The organism is Ruthenibacterium lactatiformans (genome assembly GCF_000949455.1).
GTDB classification, from domain to species: domain Bacteria; phylum Bacillota; class Clostridia; order Oscillospirales; family Ruminococcaceae; genus Ruthenibacterium; species Ruthenibacterium lactatiformans.
The window spans coordinates 1-12,577 of sequence record NZ_JXXK01000052.1 but is presented as its reverse complement, the minus strand read 5'-3'; the positions used below and the strand labels follow the sequence as shown (position 1 = coordinate 12,577).

General features: G+C 60.2%; 11 protein-coding genes and 1 riboswitch. Of the genes, 5 read left to right on the top strand and 6 right to left on the bottom strand.

Annotated features, from left to right (window positions below):
* Positions 1-106 precede the first annotated feature (106 nt).
* The 5 genes from TQ39_RS18750 (at position 107) to TQ39_RS18730 (ending at position 7,950) form a co-directional block, all read left to right on the top strand.
* A complete protein-coding gene (locus TQ39_RS18750) occupies positions 107-2,710 on the top strand; it encodes an alpha-L-rhamnosidase (protein WP_050006664.1) in 2,604 nt (867 codons plus the stop codon).
* A 24-nt stretch (positions 2,711-2,734) separates the two neighbouring features.
* The gene (locus tag TQ39_RS18745; protein ID WP_009325248.1) at positions 2,735-3,802 is read left to right on the top strand and encodes a uroporphyrinogen decarboxylase/cobalamine-independent methonine synthase family protein; all 1,068 of its coding nucleotides are present in this window, start codon (positions 2,735-2,737) and stop codon (positions 3,800-3,802) included.
* A gap of 26 nt (positions 3,803-3,828) precedes the next feature.
* Entirely contained in the window at positions 3,829-5,226 is a 1,398-nt protein-coding gene (locus TQ39_RS18740) for a Sapep family Mn(2+)-dependent dipeptidase (RefSeq protein ID WP_050006663.1), read from the top strand.
* A gap of 78 nt (positions 5,227-5,304) precedes the next feature.
* Complete coding sequence (locus tag TQ39_RS18735; RefSeq protein ID WP_050006662.1) at positions 5,305-6,534, top strand: uroporphyrinogen decarboxylase/cobalamine-independent methonine synthase family protein; 1,230 nt, start codon at positions 5,305-5,307, stop codon at positions 6,532-6,534.
* A gap of 150 nt (positions 6,535-6,684) precedes the next feature.
* Entirely contained in the window at positions 6,685-7,950 is a 1,266-nt protein-coding gene (locus TQ39_RS18730) for a helix-turn-helix domain-containing protein (RefSeq protein WP_009325243.1), read from the top strand.
* A gap of 59 nt (positions 7,951-8,009) precedes the next feature.
* On the opposite strand, the gene TQ39_RS18725 is transcribed toward TQ39_RS18730, so the two are convergent.
* The 6 genes from TQ39_RS18725 to TQ39_RS21345 form a co-directional block, all read right to left on the bottom strand.
* Positions 8,010-8,513 carry a hypothetical protein gene (locus TQ39_RS18725; protein WP_050006660.1) on the bottom strand — a complete coding sequence of 168 codons (504 nt, stop codon included), beginning with the start codon at positions 8,511-8,513 and terminating at the stop codon, positions 8,010-8,012.
* Position 8,514: 1 nt separating this feature from the next.
* On the bottom strand, positions 8,515-8,913 hold the full coding sequence (locus tag TQ39_RS18720) for a DUF4430 domain-containing protein (protein ID WP_050006659.1): 399 nt from the start codon (positions 8,911-8,913) through the stop codon (positions 8,515-8,517).
* A gap of 78 nt (positions 8,914-8,991) precedes the next feature.
* Positions 8,992-9,131: riboswitch (adenosylcobalamin (AdoCbl) riboswitch) on the bottom strand.
* Positions 9,132-9,184: 53 nt separating this feature from the next.
* On the bottom strand, positions 9,185-10,669 hold the full coding sequence (locus TQ39_RS18715) for an ASKHA domain-containing protein (RefSeq protein ID WP_242853545.1): 1,485 nt from the start codon (positions 10,667-10,669) through the stop codon (positions 9,185-9,187).
* 47 nt (positions 10,670-10,716) lie between these two features.
* Entirely contained in the window at positions 10,717-11,265 is a 549-nt protein-coding gene (locus TQ39_RS18710; RefSeq protein WP_050006657.1) for a DUF2284 domain-containing protein, read from the bottom strand.
* A gap of 29 nt (positions 11,266-11,294) precedes the next feature.
* Positions 11,295-12,323 (bottom strand): uroporphyrinogen decarboxylase family protein, encoded by a 1,029-nt coding sequence (locus tag TQ39_RS18705; RefSeq protein WP_050006656.1) that lies wholly within the window; start codon positions 12,321-12,323, stop codon positions 11,295-11,297.
* Positions 12,324-12,366: 43 nt separating this feature from the next.
* On the bottom strand, positions 12,367-12,577 hold a 211-nt coding region (locus tag TQ39_RS21345; RefSeq protein WP_338092848.1), incomplete at its 5' end, for a cobalamin-dependent protein.

Genomic DNA, 12,577 nt, shown 5'->3' with positions numbered 1-12,577 from the left:
CACGCCCGTGGAAAACGTGATCGCCATGTATCAGACTGCCCACAAACTGGGCCGGTACGGAAAATAAAAAGGGCCGCGCGCCCACAACAGAAAAGGATGGCTTTTTATGGGATGCTTTGAAATCGTACAGTGCACCTGCAATCATCAGGAAAATCCGCTGGGGCTGGACCGTACGCCACGCTTCGGCTGGAAAATGCGCTCGGACACGCGGGGCGATGCCCAGACGGCGTACCGCATCACAGTGTCCACAGACGCGCGGCGCGCACAGGCGGGGCAGGGAGACGTGTGGGATTCCGGCCAGACCGCGGGTGATGGGAATGTGAGCGTGGCCTATGCCGGCCCGCCGCTGCAGCCCCGCACCCGGTATTATTGGTGTGTGACGGCGTGGAACCGTGCCGGAGAAGCGGCCGTCAGCCGTCCGGCCTTTTTCGAGACGGGCAAGCTGAACGAGGCCTGGCGCGCACGCTGGATCACGGCGCCGTTTCTGAAAATGGACAAAACGGACACAGGCGCGCCCTATCTGCGCCGCACGTTCCCGCTGCGGGGCGAGGTGCGCAGCGCGCGGCTGTATATCTGCGGGCTGGGGTACCACGAGGCGTTCATAGAGGGGAAAAAGGTTTCTGAAAATCTGCTGGAGCCTGCGTTCACCAAATACGACGCGCTGTCGTATTACCGCGTGTATGATGTAACGGAGCACCTGCCGGCGGCAGGCCCGGCTACGCTGGGCGTGGCGCTGGGCAACGGCTGGTACAACTGTTTCACCGAGGATGCGTGGAACATCCGTCAGGCAAGCTGGCGTGCGGTGCCCAAGCTGCTGTGTGAGCTGTATATCACATACGCCGACGGTACACAGGACTGCATCTGCAGCGATACAGGCTGGAAAACCTCGCCCGGGCCCATCACGTTCAATTCCATCCGCAATGGCGAGTGGTACGACGCGCGGCTGGAGCTGCCGGGGTGGAGCGAGAGCACGTACGGCGCGGACGGCTGGCAGGACGCCGAGTTGGTGCGCGGCGCCGGCGGCGTGCTGCGCGCGGCTGAGATGCAGCCTATACGCGTGATGCAGGAGCTTGCGCCCGTGAACGCATACCGCACGCAGGAGGGGCGCTGGATCTTCGACCTGGGCCAGAATTTTGCAGGCAAGGTGCGCCTGACGGCCTATGGCCCCGCAGGCAGCGAGATTGTGCTGCGCTACTGCGAGGACCTGACCGGGGACGGACAGCATGTGGAACAGAAGCACATCAGCGGCTTTGTGCGCACCGGGGAATTCCAGACGGACAAATATATCAAAAAGAGCGACGGGCCGGAGGAATGGACGCCGCAGTTCGTATATCACGGCTTCCGCTATGTGGAGGCCGAGGGGCTGCCGGAAGAGCTGCCGGGACCGTGCATCATGGGCCTTGTGATGCACACGTCTTTCGAGCGCACCGGACATTTTGAATGTTCGGACGATACGCTGATGACGATTCAGCGCCTATGCCATTGGTCCAGCATCTCCAACTGCCAGGGCGTGCCCACAGACTGCCCCCACCGGGAAAAGAATGCCTGGACGGGAGACGCGGGTACCGTGCACGATCAGCTCCTGCTGAATTATGACGCATTCCTGTTTCTGGAAAAATGGCTGGACGACCTTTGCCAAAGCCAGAGACCCAACGGTTCCATTCCCTGCGTATGTCCGTCAACGGGCTGGGGCTATAACTGGGGCAATGGGCCGGACTGGTCGATGGTATTGACGACGCTGCCCTGGGCGCTGTACGAACAGACGGGAGACGCAGCCATTCTGGCGCGGTATTATCCTTTCATTTGCCGCCATTTTGATTTTATGTCCAGCATGGCTGTGGACGGCATCGTGAACTACGGCATCGGAGACTGGTGCGCACCCTTCGACGGCCCGGCAATCTCTGTCAACATGAGCACGTTCAAAGCGCCTGTGGCCCTGACGGATACCGCCTGCTATTACCGCAGCGCCAGGATGCTTTCCAAAATGAGCCGTGTGCTGGGCCTTGACGACCCGTATCTTGCCAGGAGCGAGGAGATCCGTGCGGCGCTGCTGCGCAATTTTGTGGATGCGGATACCGGCGAGGTGGCGGGAGCATGCCAGACCTCGGACGGCTGTGTGGCTTTCCATCATCTGCTGAAGCCGCAGGAGGAGGCGCGGCTGATGGAGCGCCTGGCAGAGCGCATCGCGCAAAACGGCTGGCACATTGATTATGGCATTCTCGGCTCGAAATATGTGCTGAACATGCTGGGCGAATACGGGCGCACGGACGTGATCTACAAGATGCTCACGCGGGAGGACTACCCCGGCTATCTGTACTGGGTGGCTCACGGCTGCACGACGCTGGCGGAGTGCTGGAACCTGGGCGGCTCGCACAACCATTACATGTTTTCGGATGTATCGGCGGTGTTTTACCGCTATTTTGCGGGCATCCGCCCCGATGGGGACATTCCCGCATACCGCAGCTTCCTGCTGGCGCCCGCGCTGGATTTGGCCATCGACACGCTTTCGTGCAGTGTGGAAAGCCCGCACGGCACTATTTTTGCAGGTTGGAAAAAGGACGGGGACACGGTGACGTTTACCGCCGGGGTGCCGTTTGGAACGACCGCACGTCTGCGGCTGCCCGCCGGTGTGCAGGCGCCGGAAAACGGCGCCGTGCTGGGCGGCGGCCGGCATGAATTCTGCTGGAAAATCGCTCAGTCCGCGGGCTGAGCGGCCGAAACGGAGGGAACGACAATGAAAATGGATAAGGCAAAGGTTGAAAACTGCATTGCGAAAACGCGTGCTTTTTATGATACGAAGGCCGTGGGCTGCGCGCTGCTGAAAGTGAAAAACATCGCCACGCTGCCCTCGCCTGCGCTGTCGCTTACGGACTACACATTTCCGGACGATGTGTACAAATATCTGGACGCCCGCGCCCAGTGTACCATCGAACGTCTGGCACAGCGGGCGGAGCTTGCGGATGATACGGTGCCCGCGGAAGGGCCGTGGTACGGCATTGCCGAACACACGGCCTTTCTGGGCGGCCGGGTGGACTACGAGAGCGATACGAGCTGGCATTACGCGATGCTGGATGCGCCCGGAGAACTGGAAAAGCTGGCAATGGATGAAAACAACCCGGTATTCCGGATGGTGAACGGCGGTATTGCATATCTGCGCGAGAAGTACAGCGATTATTTTCTGCCCATGGTGCGCGGCGCGTCCGGCGCGCTGGAGATGGCAAACACGCTGCGCGGCAACGACTTTTTCTACGATTTCTATGAAGAGCCGGAGGACCTGAAGGCGCTGCTGGATTACTGCGCGGACGCGCTTGTATGGAACTATGAAAAACAGATGGAGGCGGCAGGAGACGTATACGGCGGCGTGGTGACGGGCTTTGGCGAATGGCTGCCCGGCCGCGGCCTGGGGCATGTGTCCGAGGATACGACCACAATGATCTCTCTGGAGCAGTTCGAGGAGTTCGGCCGGCCGCGCACGGAGCGCATTTTCCGCAAATTCGACGAGGTGTTTATCCACATGCATGCCCTCAGCGAACGATGCCTGGCCTCTGTCGCATCGCTGCCGAATATCCGGCTGATGGAGCTTTCCTCGGACCCGAACACCGACCGTGCGGTGGAGGTGTGGAAGCGCAGCCGGGAAAAACTGACCCGGGTGATCCCGGTGCTGCGTCTGACACGAGCCGAGATCGAGTCGAACATGGACCTGCTGAAGAGCCAGAAAACAGTGGTGTGGTATGACGCCGCCTGTATGGAGGACGCGCAGGACATGTGCGCTCTGTTTGCACGGGAGCTGCCTGTGCGCTGAGCAGCGCGCAAAAAAGGAGAACCGGTATGGACGAAAATGAAAAACGGCTGCTCCGGCAGATCGACGCATTTGTGAAGCGCAGCCATGAGGACATCCTGCAGGATGTGAAAACGCTGGTGGACATTAAAAGCGTACAGGGAGAGCCAGCGCCGGGCGCGCCTTTCGGCATGGGGCCGAAGCGCGCGCTGGAGGCAGCTCTGGAAATTGCTTCGGGTATGGGCCTTTTCACGCGGAACTGCGAGGGCTACGCGGGGTATGCCGACTTGCCGGGCAAAAGCGAAAAACAGATCGCGCTCATCACACATCTGGACGTGGTACCCGAGGGCAGCGGATGGACAGGCGACCCGTTCTGCATGACGCTGCGGGACGGATTCGCGGTGGGGCGCGGCACAGCCGACGATAAGGGGCCGGCCGTCATCACACTGTATGCCGCAAAATTTTTTAAGGAACAAGGCGTGAAACTGCCCTATACGCTGCGCGTTTTGTTCGGCACAAATGAGGAAACGGGCATGCAGGATGTAGACTACTACCTTGCCCATTATCCGCAGCCCGCATTTTGCTTTTCTCCCGACGCGCGTTTCCCGGTGGGATATGCGGAAAAGGGGGGATACAGCGGCTGGCTGGTAAGCGCGCCGCTGAACGGCTGCTTGAAGGAATTTTTTGGCGGCGAGGCAAAAAACGTGGTGCCGGACCGCGCCTATGCGCTGGTGCGGACAGAAAAGACCCGCCTGCCGGATACGGAAAACATAACAGTACGGGCCGAAAACGGCTGTGTGCGAATTGAAGCGCGGGGAAAAGGCGGGCATGTGGCCGGGCCGCAGGGGTCTGTCAACGCCATCGGGCTGGTGGTGGGTTATTTGCTGGACAACGGTCTGTGCACGCCGCAGGAGAAACGGGCACTTCGGATGCTGCGCACGCTGCACGCGGATACAGACGGCAGTGCGCTGGGCGTAGCGGCCCGCGACGATGTATTCGGCCCTCTCACATGTGTGGGCGGGATGGTACGTCTTGAGCAGGGCCGCCTGCGTCAAAGCGTAGATATCCGTTACCCGGCCGCCATGGACGGCGAAAGGCTGCGCGCGGCGTTGTGCGCGCTGGCGGAAAACGCAGGCGGCAGCTTTGAGCCGGGCGCCATGCGCGCTCCGTTCTGCATCGACCCAAATTCTCCGGAGATCCGCACGCTGACAAATACCTACAACGAGCTGGCGAACCGCAGCGACGCGCCTTTTGCGATGGGCGGCGGAACCTATGCGCGCCGGTTTGCAAATGCGATCAGCTACGGTCCCGGCGAGACGGACCAGCCCCGCCCTGTTTGGGCGGGCGCCCCCCACGGTGCGGACGAGGCCATGGAAATGGCGCAACTGTACAAAGCGCTGCGCATCTATATTCTTGCAATTGCACGACTGATGAAGCTGGAGCTTTGAGGCAGAGACAGACGGGGAAGCAAGGATGTCCTGTGAAAGAAGCCCGTGCCGAAGGGCACGGCGAAAGGAGCGGAAAGCATGAATGCGGATCAACAAATTCTTACACAACTGGCAAAAGAATACCGGGAGGTCGCGTTTGCGCCCGTAAATGAAGAGCGGCGCGCTCTGTGGAAGGCATTGAACGGGCTGCGCGAATGCCGCCCTCTGATCATGATAGACCAGCTGCCCTGGCATGAGCTGGATGTGGACGGGGACTTGAAGCTCCGGTGCAGGGATGCGGACGCCCGTATTGTGGAGGATGCTTTGCGCAAACAGCTGTACCAGGCAAAATATTTTCCCGCGGACAAAGTATTCGAGCCGTATCTGGAACTGCCCAAAACCATCGAGGGGTACCACCACGGCGTTGTGCGCCGGGAAGTGACGTTGGCCGCTGACGAAAGAAATGATGTGGTGAGCCACTCGTATGTCAGCCAGCTGAGCAGCGAAAGCGACCTTGAAAATTTGAAATTCCCGGACATCCGCGTGGACGAGGCGAAGGACAAAAAGCGCTGGGAAAAGGTCAGCGAAATGGTGTCGGGGATACTGCCGGTGCGCCTGACAGGCGTGCGCATGTTCCACTGCGGTATCTGGGACGACCTTGTGGAGGCGATCGGGACAGATAACTTTTTCTTCTTTTTTGCGGATGAGCCGGAGCTGCTGCACAAGGCGGCCAGACGCATGGCGGACATTTGCCAGAGCCTGATCGACCAGCTGACGGAAAAGCAGCTGTTCGACGCATATGAGCCGACGGTACATTGTACGGGCGCGTATACAGATGAGCTGCCGCAGGACAAAGAAAAAAACGTTCGGCCGGGAGATGTATGGACATTTGGCTTGGCGCAGATGCTGGGGTCTGTCTCGCCCCAGATGTTTGAAGAGTATGAGGTCGAATATGTCAAGCCGCTGCTGGAGCAGTTCGGCCTGGTCTATTACGGCTGCTGTGAGCCGCTGCACAACCGGATCGATTACATTCGCAAGATCAAAAACGTACGCAAGATCTCCATGAGCCCCTGGGCGGATATCAGAGCGGGAGCAGAGCATATCCACGGCGACTATGTCATCTCCCGCAAGCCGAACCCGGCCTATCTGGCGGCTGCTTCCTTTGACCCGGAGCTTGTGCGCAGGGAATTGCAGGAGACCTGCCGCGCGGCAAAGGAGAACGGATGTACCTGCGAGCTGATTTTGAAAGATGTCAGCACGGTGCAGTACCATCCCGAGCGGCTGGCGCAGTGGCACAAGATTGCAGTAGAGGTTGCCGGTGAATGGTAAAACGGCGGCTCATACCGTATAAAGCGGATGCGGCGCAGCCGGTAAATGCTGCCTTTGGGATTTTTTTGCTTTAATGTTGTTGATGTTCCAAACGAAAAATTGTATGATAAAGGAGAGAAAAGCAGCGCACGGGGAAAGGCGGGAACGCAGATGGAATACGAGCAATTCGACCGCAGGCTGGCGCGGGAATGTGCAAAGGCCTTTTCCCAATCCACAGGTCTGGGCTGCACGCTGTCCGACAAAACCGGCAGGGCTTTTGATGAATACGGGTACGGCTGCGAGAGCTGCGGCATGTGCGCCGCCGCAGGCGCCTCTCACGACCGGTGCGTGCAGGCGCATATCTACGGTATGACGGAGGCCGAGCGCTTCGGCGGCAAGTATATCTATTTTTGTCCGATGGGGCTCACATGCTTTGTCTCTCCGATTCTGGGCGAAGGCGGCGCCGAGGCGAAAATCACGGTCGGCCCGTTCATTATGGTAGAAAAACAGGATTTTATCGCCTGCGAGCTGACGGAAAATGTCCGCCTCACAGAGGCACAGAAACAGGCCGCGGTGCAGGTGCTGGAGAATATTCCCTTTGTGCCGACAGAACGGGTGACGCAGCTTTCGGTGCTTTTGTTCATGGCCGTTGGGTTTATGAACAATGTTTCGGCGGAAAACAGAATGATGGAGTCGGGCCATTCAGAGGAGCTGCAGGGGCAGATCACTTCCTATATCCTGGAGCTTAAGCAAGAGGAAGCGCCGCCGCCCTATCCGTTTGAAAAGGAGCATGTGTTGCTGCAGTGCGTGGCCCGGAAGGACCGCGACGGCGCGCGCCGTCTTTTGAACGAGCTGCTGGGTGCGATCCTGTTCGTGGACGGCGGGGATATGGAGCTTGTGAAATCCCGTCTGTATGAGCTGCTGGTGCTGATTTCCCGGACAGCCATCGAGAACGGCGCGGACGCAGAGCACACGATGCGGCTGAGTCATGAATACCGTTACAGGATCGGCGCATTCACCACCATTGATTCGCTCTGCCTGTGGCTTGCAGGCGTGGTGAACCACTTTATGGACGACCTGTTCCGCTTTTCGGACGCCAAGCACGCCAACATCATCCACCGGTGTACACAGTACATCAGCGCCAATTACAAAGAGCGCATCACGCTGGAGGACACCGCCCGGATGGTGTATCTTTCTCCGGCTTACCTGAGCCGCATTTTCAAGCAGGAGACGGGCGTGACATTCAACGAGTACCTCAACCGCGTGCGCGTGAACAAGGCGAAGGAACTTTTGCGCCGCCGCGAGCTGCGCATGACGGATATTTCCCTGGCTGTGGGGTATGAGGATCAGAGTTATTTCACAAAGGTGTTCAAACGTGTGGCGGGGATGCTGCCGCGGGAATACCGGGAAAAAATACTGGTCTCCCGGAAGGACTGACGGAAGGAACAAAAAGCAGACGGAGCTGAAAGCTCCGTCTGCTTTTTATATAATACAGTTTATGCCTGCGGCCCAAGCTGCTTTGTACGCTGCAGGCAATAGCGCAGCGGTTTATAAAGCAGCAGCGCCACAACAAAATTGCCCGCGCCGTGCAGCAGGTCGAATGGGATGCCTGTTACCCACCAGGCAACGCCCGCGGCAATGCCGCCGTTCATCACCGCGTAGGAAACAGCGTACAGCGCGCCGTAGCAAAGGCCAAACAGCCCGCTCAGCAGGGCCCAGAGCAGCACAGAGCGGTTTTGACGCATCAGCCGGGCGAACAGCATCAGCACCGCCCAAATATACAGCTGCGGGAACCACCAGATGCCAAAGCCGTTGAGCAGGCCGTACACAAAGACATAGGTATAAACGGCGGGCACGGCCAGCCGCGGATATTCCAGCGTGTACAGGATGACCAGCAGGCTCACCAGCTCGATATTGGGCAGGCCGTCCAGCGCGAATTTAGAAGCCACCAGCACCGCCGCGAGGAACGCGGCGGTAACAAGGCTGCGCGTCTTGCCCATCTCAGTAGCCGGTTTTCAGCGTGATCTCAAAGTGGTCGCCGTCCGCGACCGGGGTGGAGTCAACGCCGGTCATCACATCCTCGCCGTCCTTCGTGAAGCACCACCACTCCTCTTTGGCCTCGTCGGCCGTCACGCCGTTGACTGTTTTTACATACAGACCGTATTGGGATTCTTCGCCTTCGACAAGCTTCTGCTCCTCCAGTGCCTGGCGCAGAAATTCCGCGTCGGTAGAGAAGCTGAATTCATCGGTGGTCGCGTCGGCGTATACGACGGTTACGCCGACGGCCTTCTGCCCGGCGGTACCCTTCGGGCCAAAGGCAAACCATACCGCCAGCATTGCGGCCACAAGAACGACCGCGGCGCAGACGATGATCAGCGTTTTTTTCTTTTGTGCAGACATGTTTCAATTCCTCCTGAAAGCAAAAATAAAAAGCCGCGCCTCCCGGACCGGGAGCGCGGCTTTTTTGACAAAACAGACGCGCACGATCCATCCATCGTAAATCGTGAGAACAGCGCCGTGCCCGGTACCCCGGCTGAGGGCAAAGCCCAATACGGTGGCGGGACCGCGCGGGAGTTTCACCCGCTTCCCCGGAAATGCGCGGCGCAATATGCAATTGTATATGCTACAGTGTACAGGACAGGCACGTTTTTTGCAAGCCCCTTTGGGAGCGTCAGAAAAACATACCTTCGGTATAGGCGTTCATGAATTCCGCGCTGGTGGAAAGGTCCACCGTCCTCGCTCCGGCAGCCAGGGCCTCGCTGTGGGGGATAAAGCCCCTGTTCAGCAAAAGCATGGCCGCGCCGCTCAAGGCCGCGTTTCCCAGCACGCGCACACGGGGAACGAGTTCTTCGGGCAGAAGGCCGATGCGGCCCGCGCTGTTTACATCCAGATAGCTGCCGAAGCCGCCCGCGACGGCCAGCTCGGCGGCGTCCGCCCCGCAAAGCCCTTCCACGCGCAGCAGCGTGCGAAGCCCGGCGCAGATGGCGCTTTTGGCAAGCTGTACCATGCGGACGTCTTTCTGCGTCAGGCATACAGGCGGCGCAACGGGCGCAGGGTCCTGCTCCAGAAGCCCGGTCTCGTCCAGCTGCTCCAGCTCCAGCAGGCAGGCAAGCGAGTCGATGACGCCGCTGCCGCAGATCCCTTTCGGCGCGCCGCCCCCAATGACGTGGGCCTGCAGTGCGCCGTCCTGTACGCGGACGTGATCCACTGCGCCCGTCTTTCCGGCCATCCCCATGGAAAGTCCGGCCCCCTCAAAGGCGGGCCCGGCGGCCGTGGAGCAGCAGGAAAGCTGCCCGCGATGCCAAAGAGCGATCTCGCCGTTGGTTCCAATATCCACCAGCATGCGGGTGTCCGGCTTGGAGCAGATGCCGCTGGCCAGCAACGCCGTGGTGATGTCCGCACCCACAAAAGCGGACATACAGCGGGGCAGATATACATGCGCATGGAGGCAGGGCAGGCCAAGCTCCCCAGCCGCAAGCGTTTCTCCAAACAGGCGGGAAGCGGCGAACGGGGCATGGGAAAGACAGTCCGGGTCTGTCTGCGTGAGCAGGTACAGCATCGCGGTGTTCCCTGTGATGACCAGCGCGTCCACTGCTTCAGCGGAGATATGCGCTGAAGCGGCCATTTCCAACACCAGTGCCCGCACACCGGCGCGCACGGAGGCGGCCAGCGCATCGCCGCTGCCGTGCAGTGCGGCCTCGATGCGGGAGATGACGTCGGCGCCCCAGCCCGCCTGCGGATTCGGCGCGCTGGCCTGGGCCAGCAGCGTACCGTCCGGCCCGTACAGGCAGGACGCCAGCGTAGTCGTGCCGATATCCACTGCGGCTCCGCAGACGGAAAAGATTGGGTCATGCACAAAATCCGGCATCTCGCCGGCCAAACGGATCTGGCTGGCGGCAGCACCCTCCAGCGTTACCGTGCAGTCGCCCTCCACACGGGCACAGCAGGCCAGACGCACGCCCCGGGAGATATCCTGTGGGGAAAGGTGTTCCCGCTCTGCGTCTGAAAGGGCGCTCAGCGCGCCGTGGGCGACGACGCGGCACTTGCCGCAGCGGCCGTATCCGGCGCAGGGCATTTCCAGTGCATGGTGCGGCAGAATGACGCTGCTCAGCAGCGCACCCATCTGCGCTTCAAGGTGTGTTCCGTTGACGCTCACTTTTGCCAAAGCGTTCCCTCCCACAGTTGACTGCCGCCCGCCGGCGCTCATGCCTCGCAGAACAGCAGCGCGCCGAAATAAGTTACGGTGTTCTGCCCGTTGATGTACTTCATGCCGCTGGAGGCGGCAAGCTCTGAGACGTCGATGCCGTAAGTCTCCAGAGAGGGCATCGCAAGCTCCGGATGCCGGCAGGGTTCATTCGTGCGTTTGGCGCACACCCCACACATGTGGCAGCCGCCCGCACCCAGATGCAGCTTTTTGGCGAAAGGCAGCGTGGCGAACCATTTGGCAAGTGCCCGCGAAAGCTCGTTGTGCAGCCGCGCCGCCTCCATCATGCCCTCAAAATCATAGCTGTCCTCCAGCTTCCCCACCGTTTGGTATACAAGCGCTTTTTGGTAGCTTTGGGCTTCGTTCATCAGCGCATCGATATCCCCGGCGTCCGGCGGGCACATCCAGCATTTTCCGTAGTTGCCGCAGGCGTTCGTTTCGCACATTGCGCGGAACGCGCGGTCGAAGCGGACATCCTGCAAATCGACCACGCCTGCCTTATAGGCGCCCAACCCGCGCACCTGCTCGGCCAGTGCGGAGTAATCCATTTCATCACATCCTTGTTTTAAGGCCCGGTTCAGCCGCGGCCTGCGGCAGTACCGGCGTAAAATTCATTCACGGCGGCGAAAAACGCGTCGATGTTTTCCCAGCGGGAGAGCGGCGGGATATCGCAGCCGGAGGAGATCACAAAGTTGGGATACTTGCAGCATGCGTCCATCACGCCAAGCGTGGCGGCACGAATGGATTCCGGCGTGCCGTTCCGGAACTCCCCGGCGGGGTCCACGTTGCCCATAGCCACCGTGCCGGCCGGAATATGGGTCATCATTTCGGCCATATCAATGGCGTTGCCGAAATGATAAGCGGCGGAGCCGGTTTCCAGAATGGAATCGATCATCTGGATGGTGCTGTTGCCGCAGTTGTGATAGATGACGAGGAACGAATCGTCCTGAACAGCATCCACGATCTGCTTGACATAAGGGCCGGAGAATTCTGCCGAAAGAGCGGGCGAGAGCAGCCCGGCCACGGGCTCTGCGATGACGACGCCGTTCGCGCCTGCTTCTTTGTAGGCTTTGCAATATTCCGTGATGAACTGTGTGGCCTTTTCCAGCAGGACGTGGACCATGTCCGGTTCTTCGTAGCAATAGATCATGATCTCGGTCACGTCCAGCAGACGTGCGGCCAGTGAGAATGGCCCGATAACGCCGGCGAACACGGGGCGGTCGGTGATCAGGCCGACCGCTTTTTCAATGGCCTCGATGTATAACCCGGTGCGCCCGGCGCCCACGGGAGGGACGGCCAGCGCGCGTGCTTCTTCTTCGGTGGAAACGATGCTGCCCACAACGGTGGGAACTTCCTCGTCCGAAACGCGGATTGCGGAACCGAAGCATTCGGCCTCCACGGAAAGATCCATCAGGCTCACGCTCGCGGCCGCGTCTGTGCGCTGGGCCACGAGATGCATTCCGCGCGCCTGGGCGTCGCTGCTGGAGATCAGCTCCCGCACGCTGATTCCCATAAGCTGGATGGCCGGGAAAGAAAGCACGGGCATCGCCTTTTTAACAGGAGCGCCGCGCAGCTCTTCCAGCCAGCGTTTCATGTCTCTTTTCATTCGCCTGCCTCTTTTCTGTTTTCTGAGTTTCGGCCTTCCCCGTTCATGCGGAGGCGCGGCAGAGAGCGACGGCGGCGTCGGCGGCGCTGGCGGCGTCGGCGGTGTATTTGTCCGCGCCGATCTGCTCACAGAAAGCCTCGGTGACAGGCGCACCGCCAACCATGATCTTCACCTTGTCGCGGATGCCCGCTTCCTCGGCCTTTTTCACAACTTCTTCCATCATGCCCATGGTCGTCGTCAGCAGCGCCGAGCAA

What these genes read in the sequence shown, in the direction of transcription:
- TQ39_RS18705 (WP_050006656.1), bottom strand. Translation starts at nt 12,323, where the DNA reads ATGAAAAGAGACATGAAACGCTGGCTGGAAGAGCTGCGCGGCGCTCCT.
- TQ39_RS18750 (WP_050006664.1), top strand. Translation starts at nt 107, where the DNA reads ATGGGATGCTTTGAAATCGTACAGTGCACCTGCAATCATCAGGAAAAT.
- TQ39_RS18730 (WP_009325243.1), top strand. Translation starts at nt 6,685, where the DNA reads ATGGAATACGAGCAATTCGACCGCAGGCTGGCGCGGGAATGTGCAAAG.
- TQ39_RS18740 (WP_050006663.1), top strand. Translation starts at nt 3,829, where the DNA reads ATGGACGAAAATGAAAAACGGCTGCTCCGGCAGATCGACGCATTTGTG.
- TQ39_RS18725 (WP_050006660.1), bottom strand. Translation starts at nt 8,513, where the DNA reads ATGGGCAAGACGCGCAGCCTTGTTACCGCCGCGTTCCTCGCGGCGGTG.
- TQ39_RS18720 (WP_050006659.1), bottom strand. Translation starts at nt 8,913, where the DNA reads ATGTCTGCACAAAAGAAAAAAACGCTGATCATCGTCTGCGCCGCGGTC.
- TQ39_RS18710 (WP_050006657.1), bottom strand. Translation starts at nt 11,265, where the DNA reads ATGGATTACTCCGCACTGGCCGAGCAGGTGCGCGGGTTGGGCGCCTAT.
- TQ39_RS18745 (WP_009325248.1), top strand. Translation starts at nt 2,735, where the DNA reads ATGAAAATGGATAAGGCAAAGGTTGAAAACTGCATTGCGAAAACGCGT.
- TQ39_RS18735 (WP_050006662.1), top strand. Translation starts at nt 5,305, where the DNA reads ATGAATGCGGATCAACAAATTCTTACACAACTGGCAAAAGAATACCGG.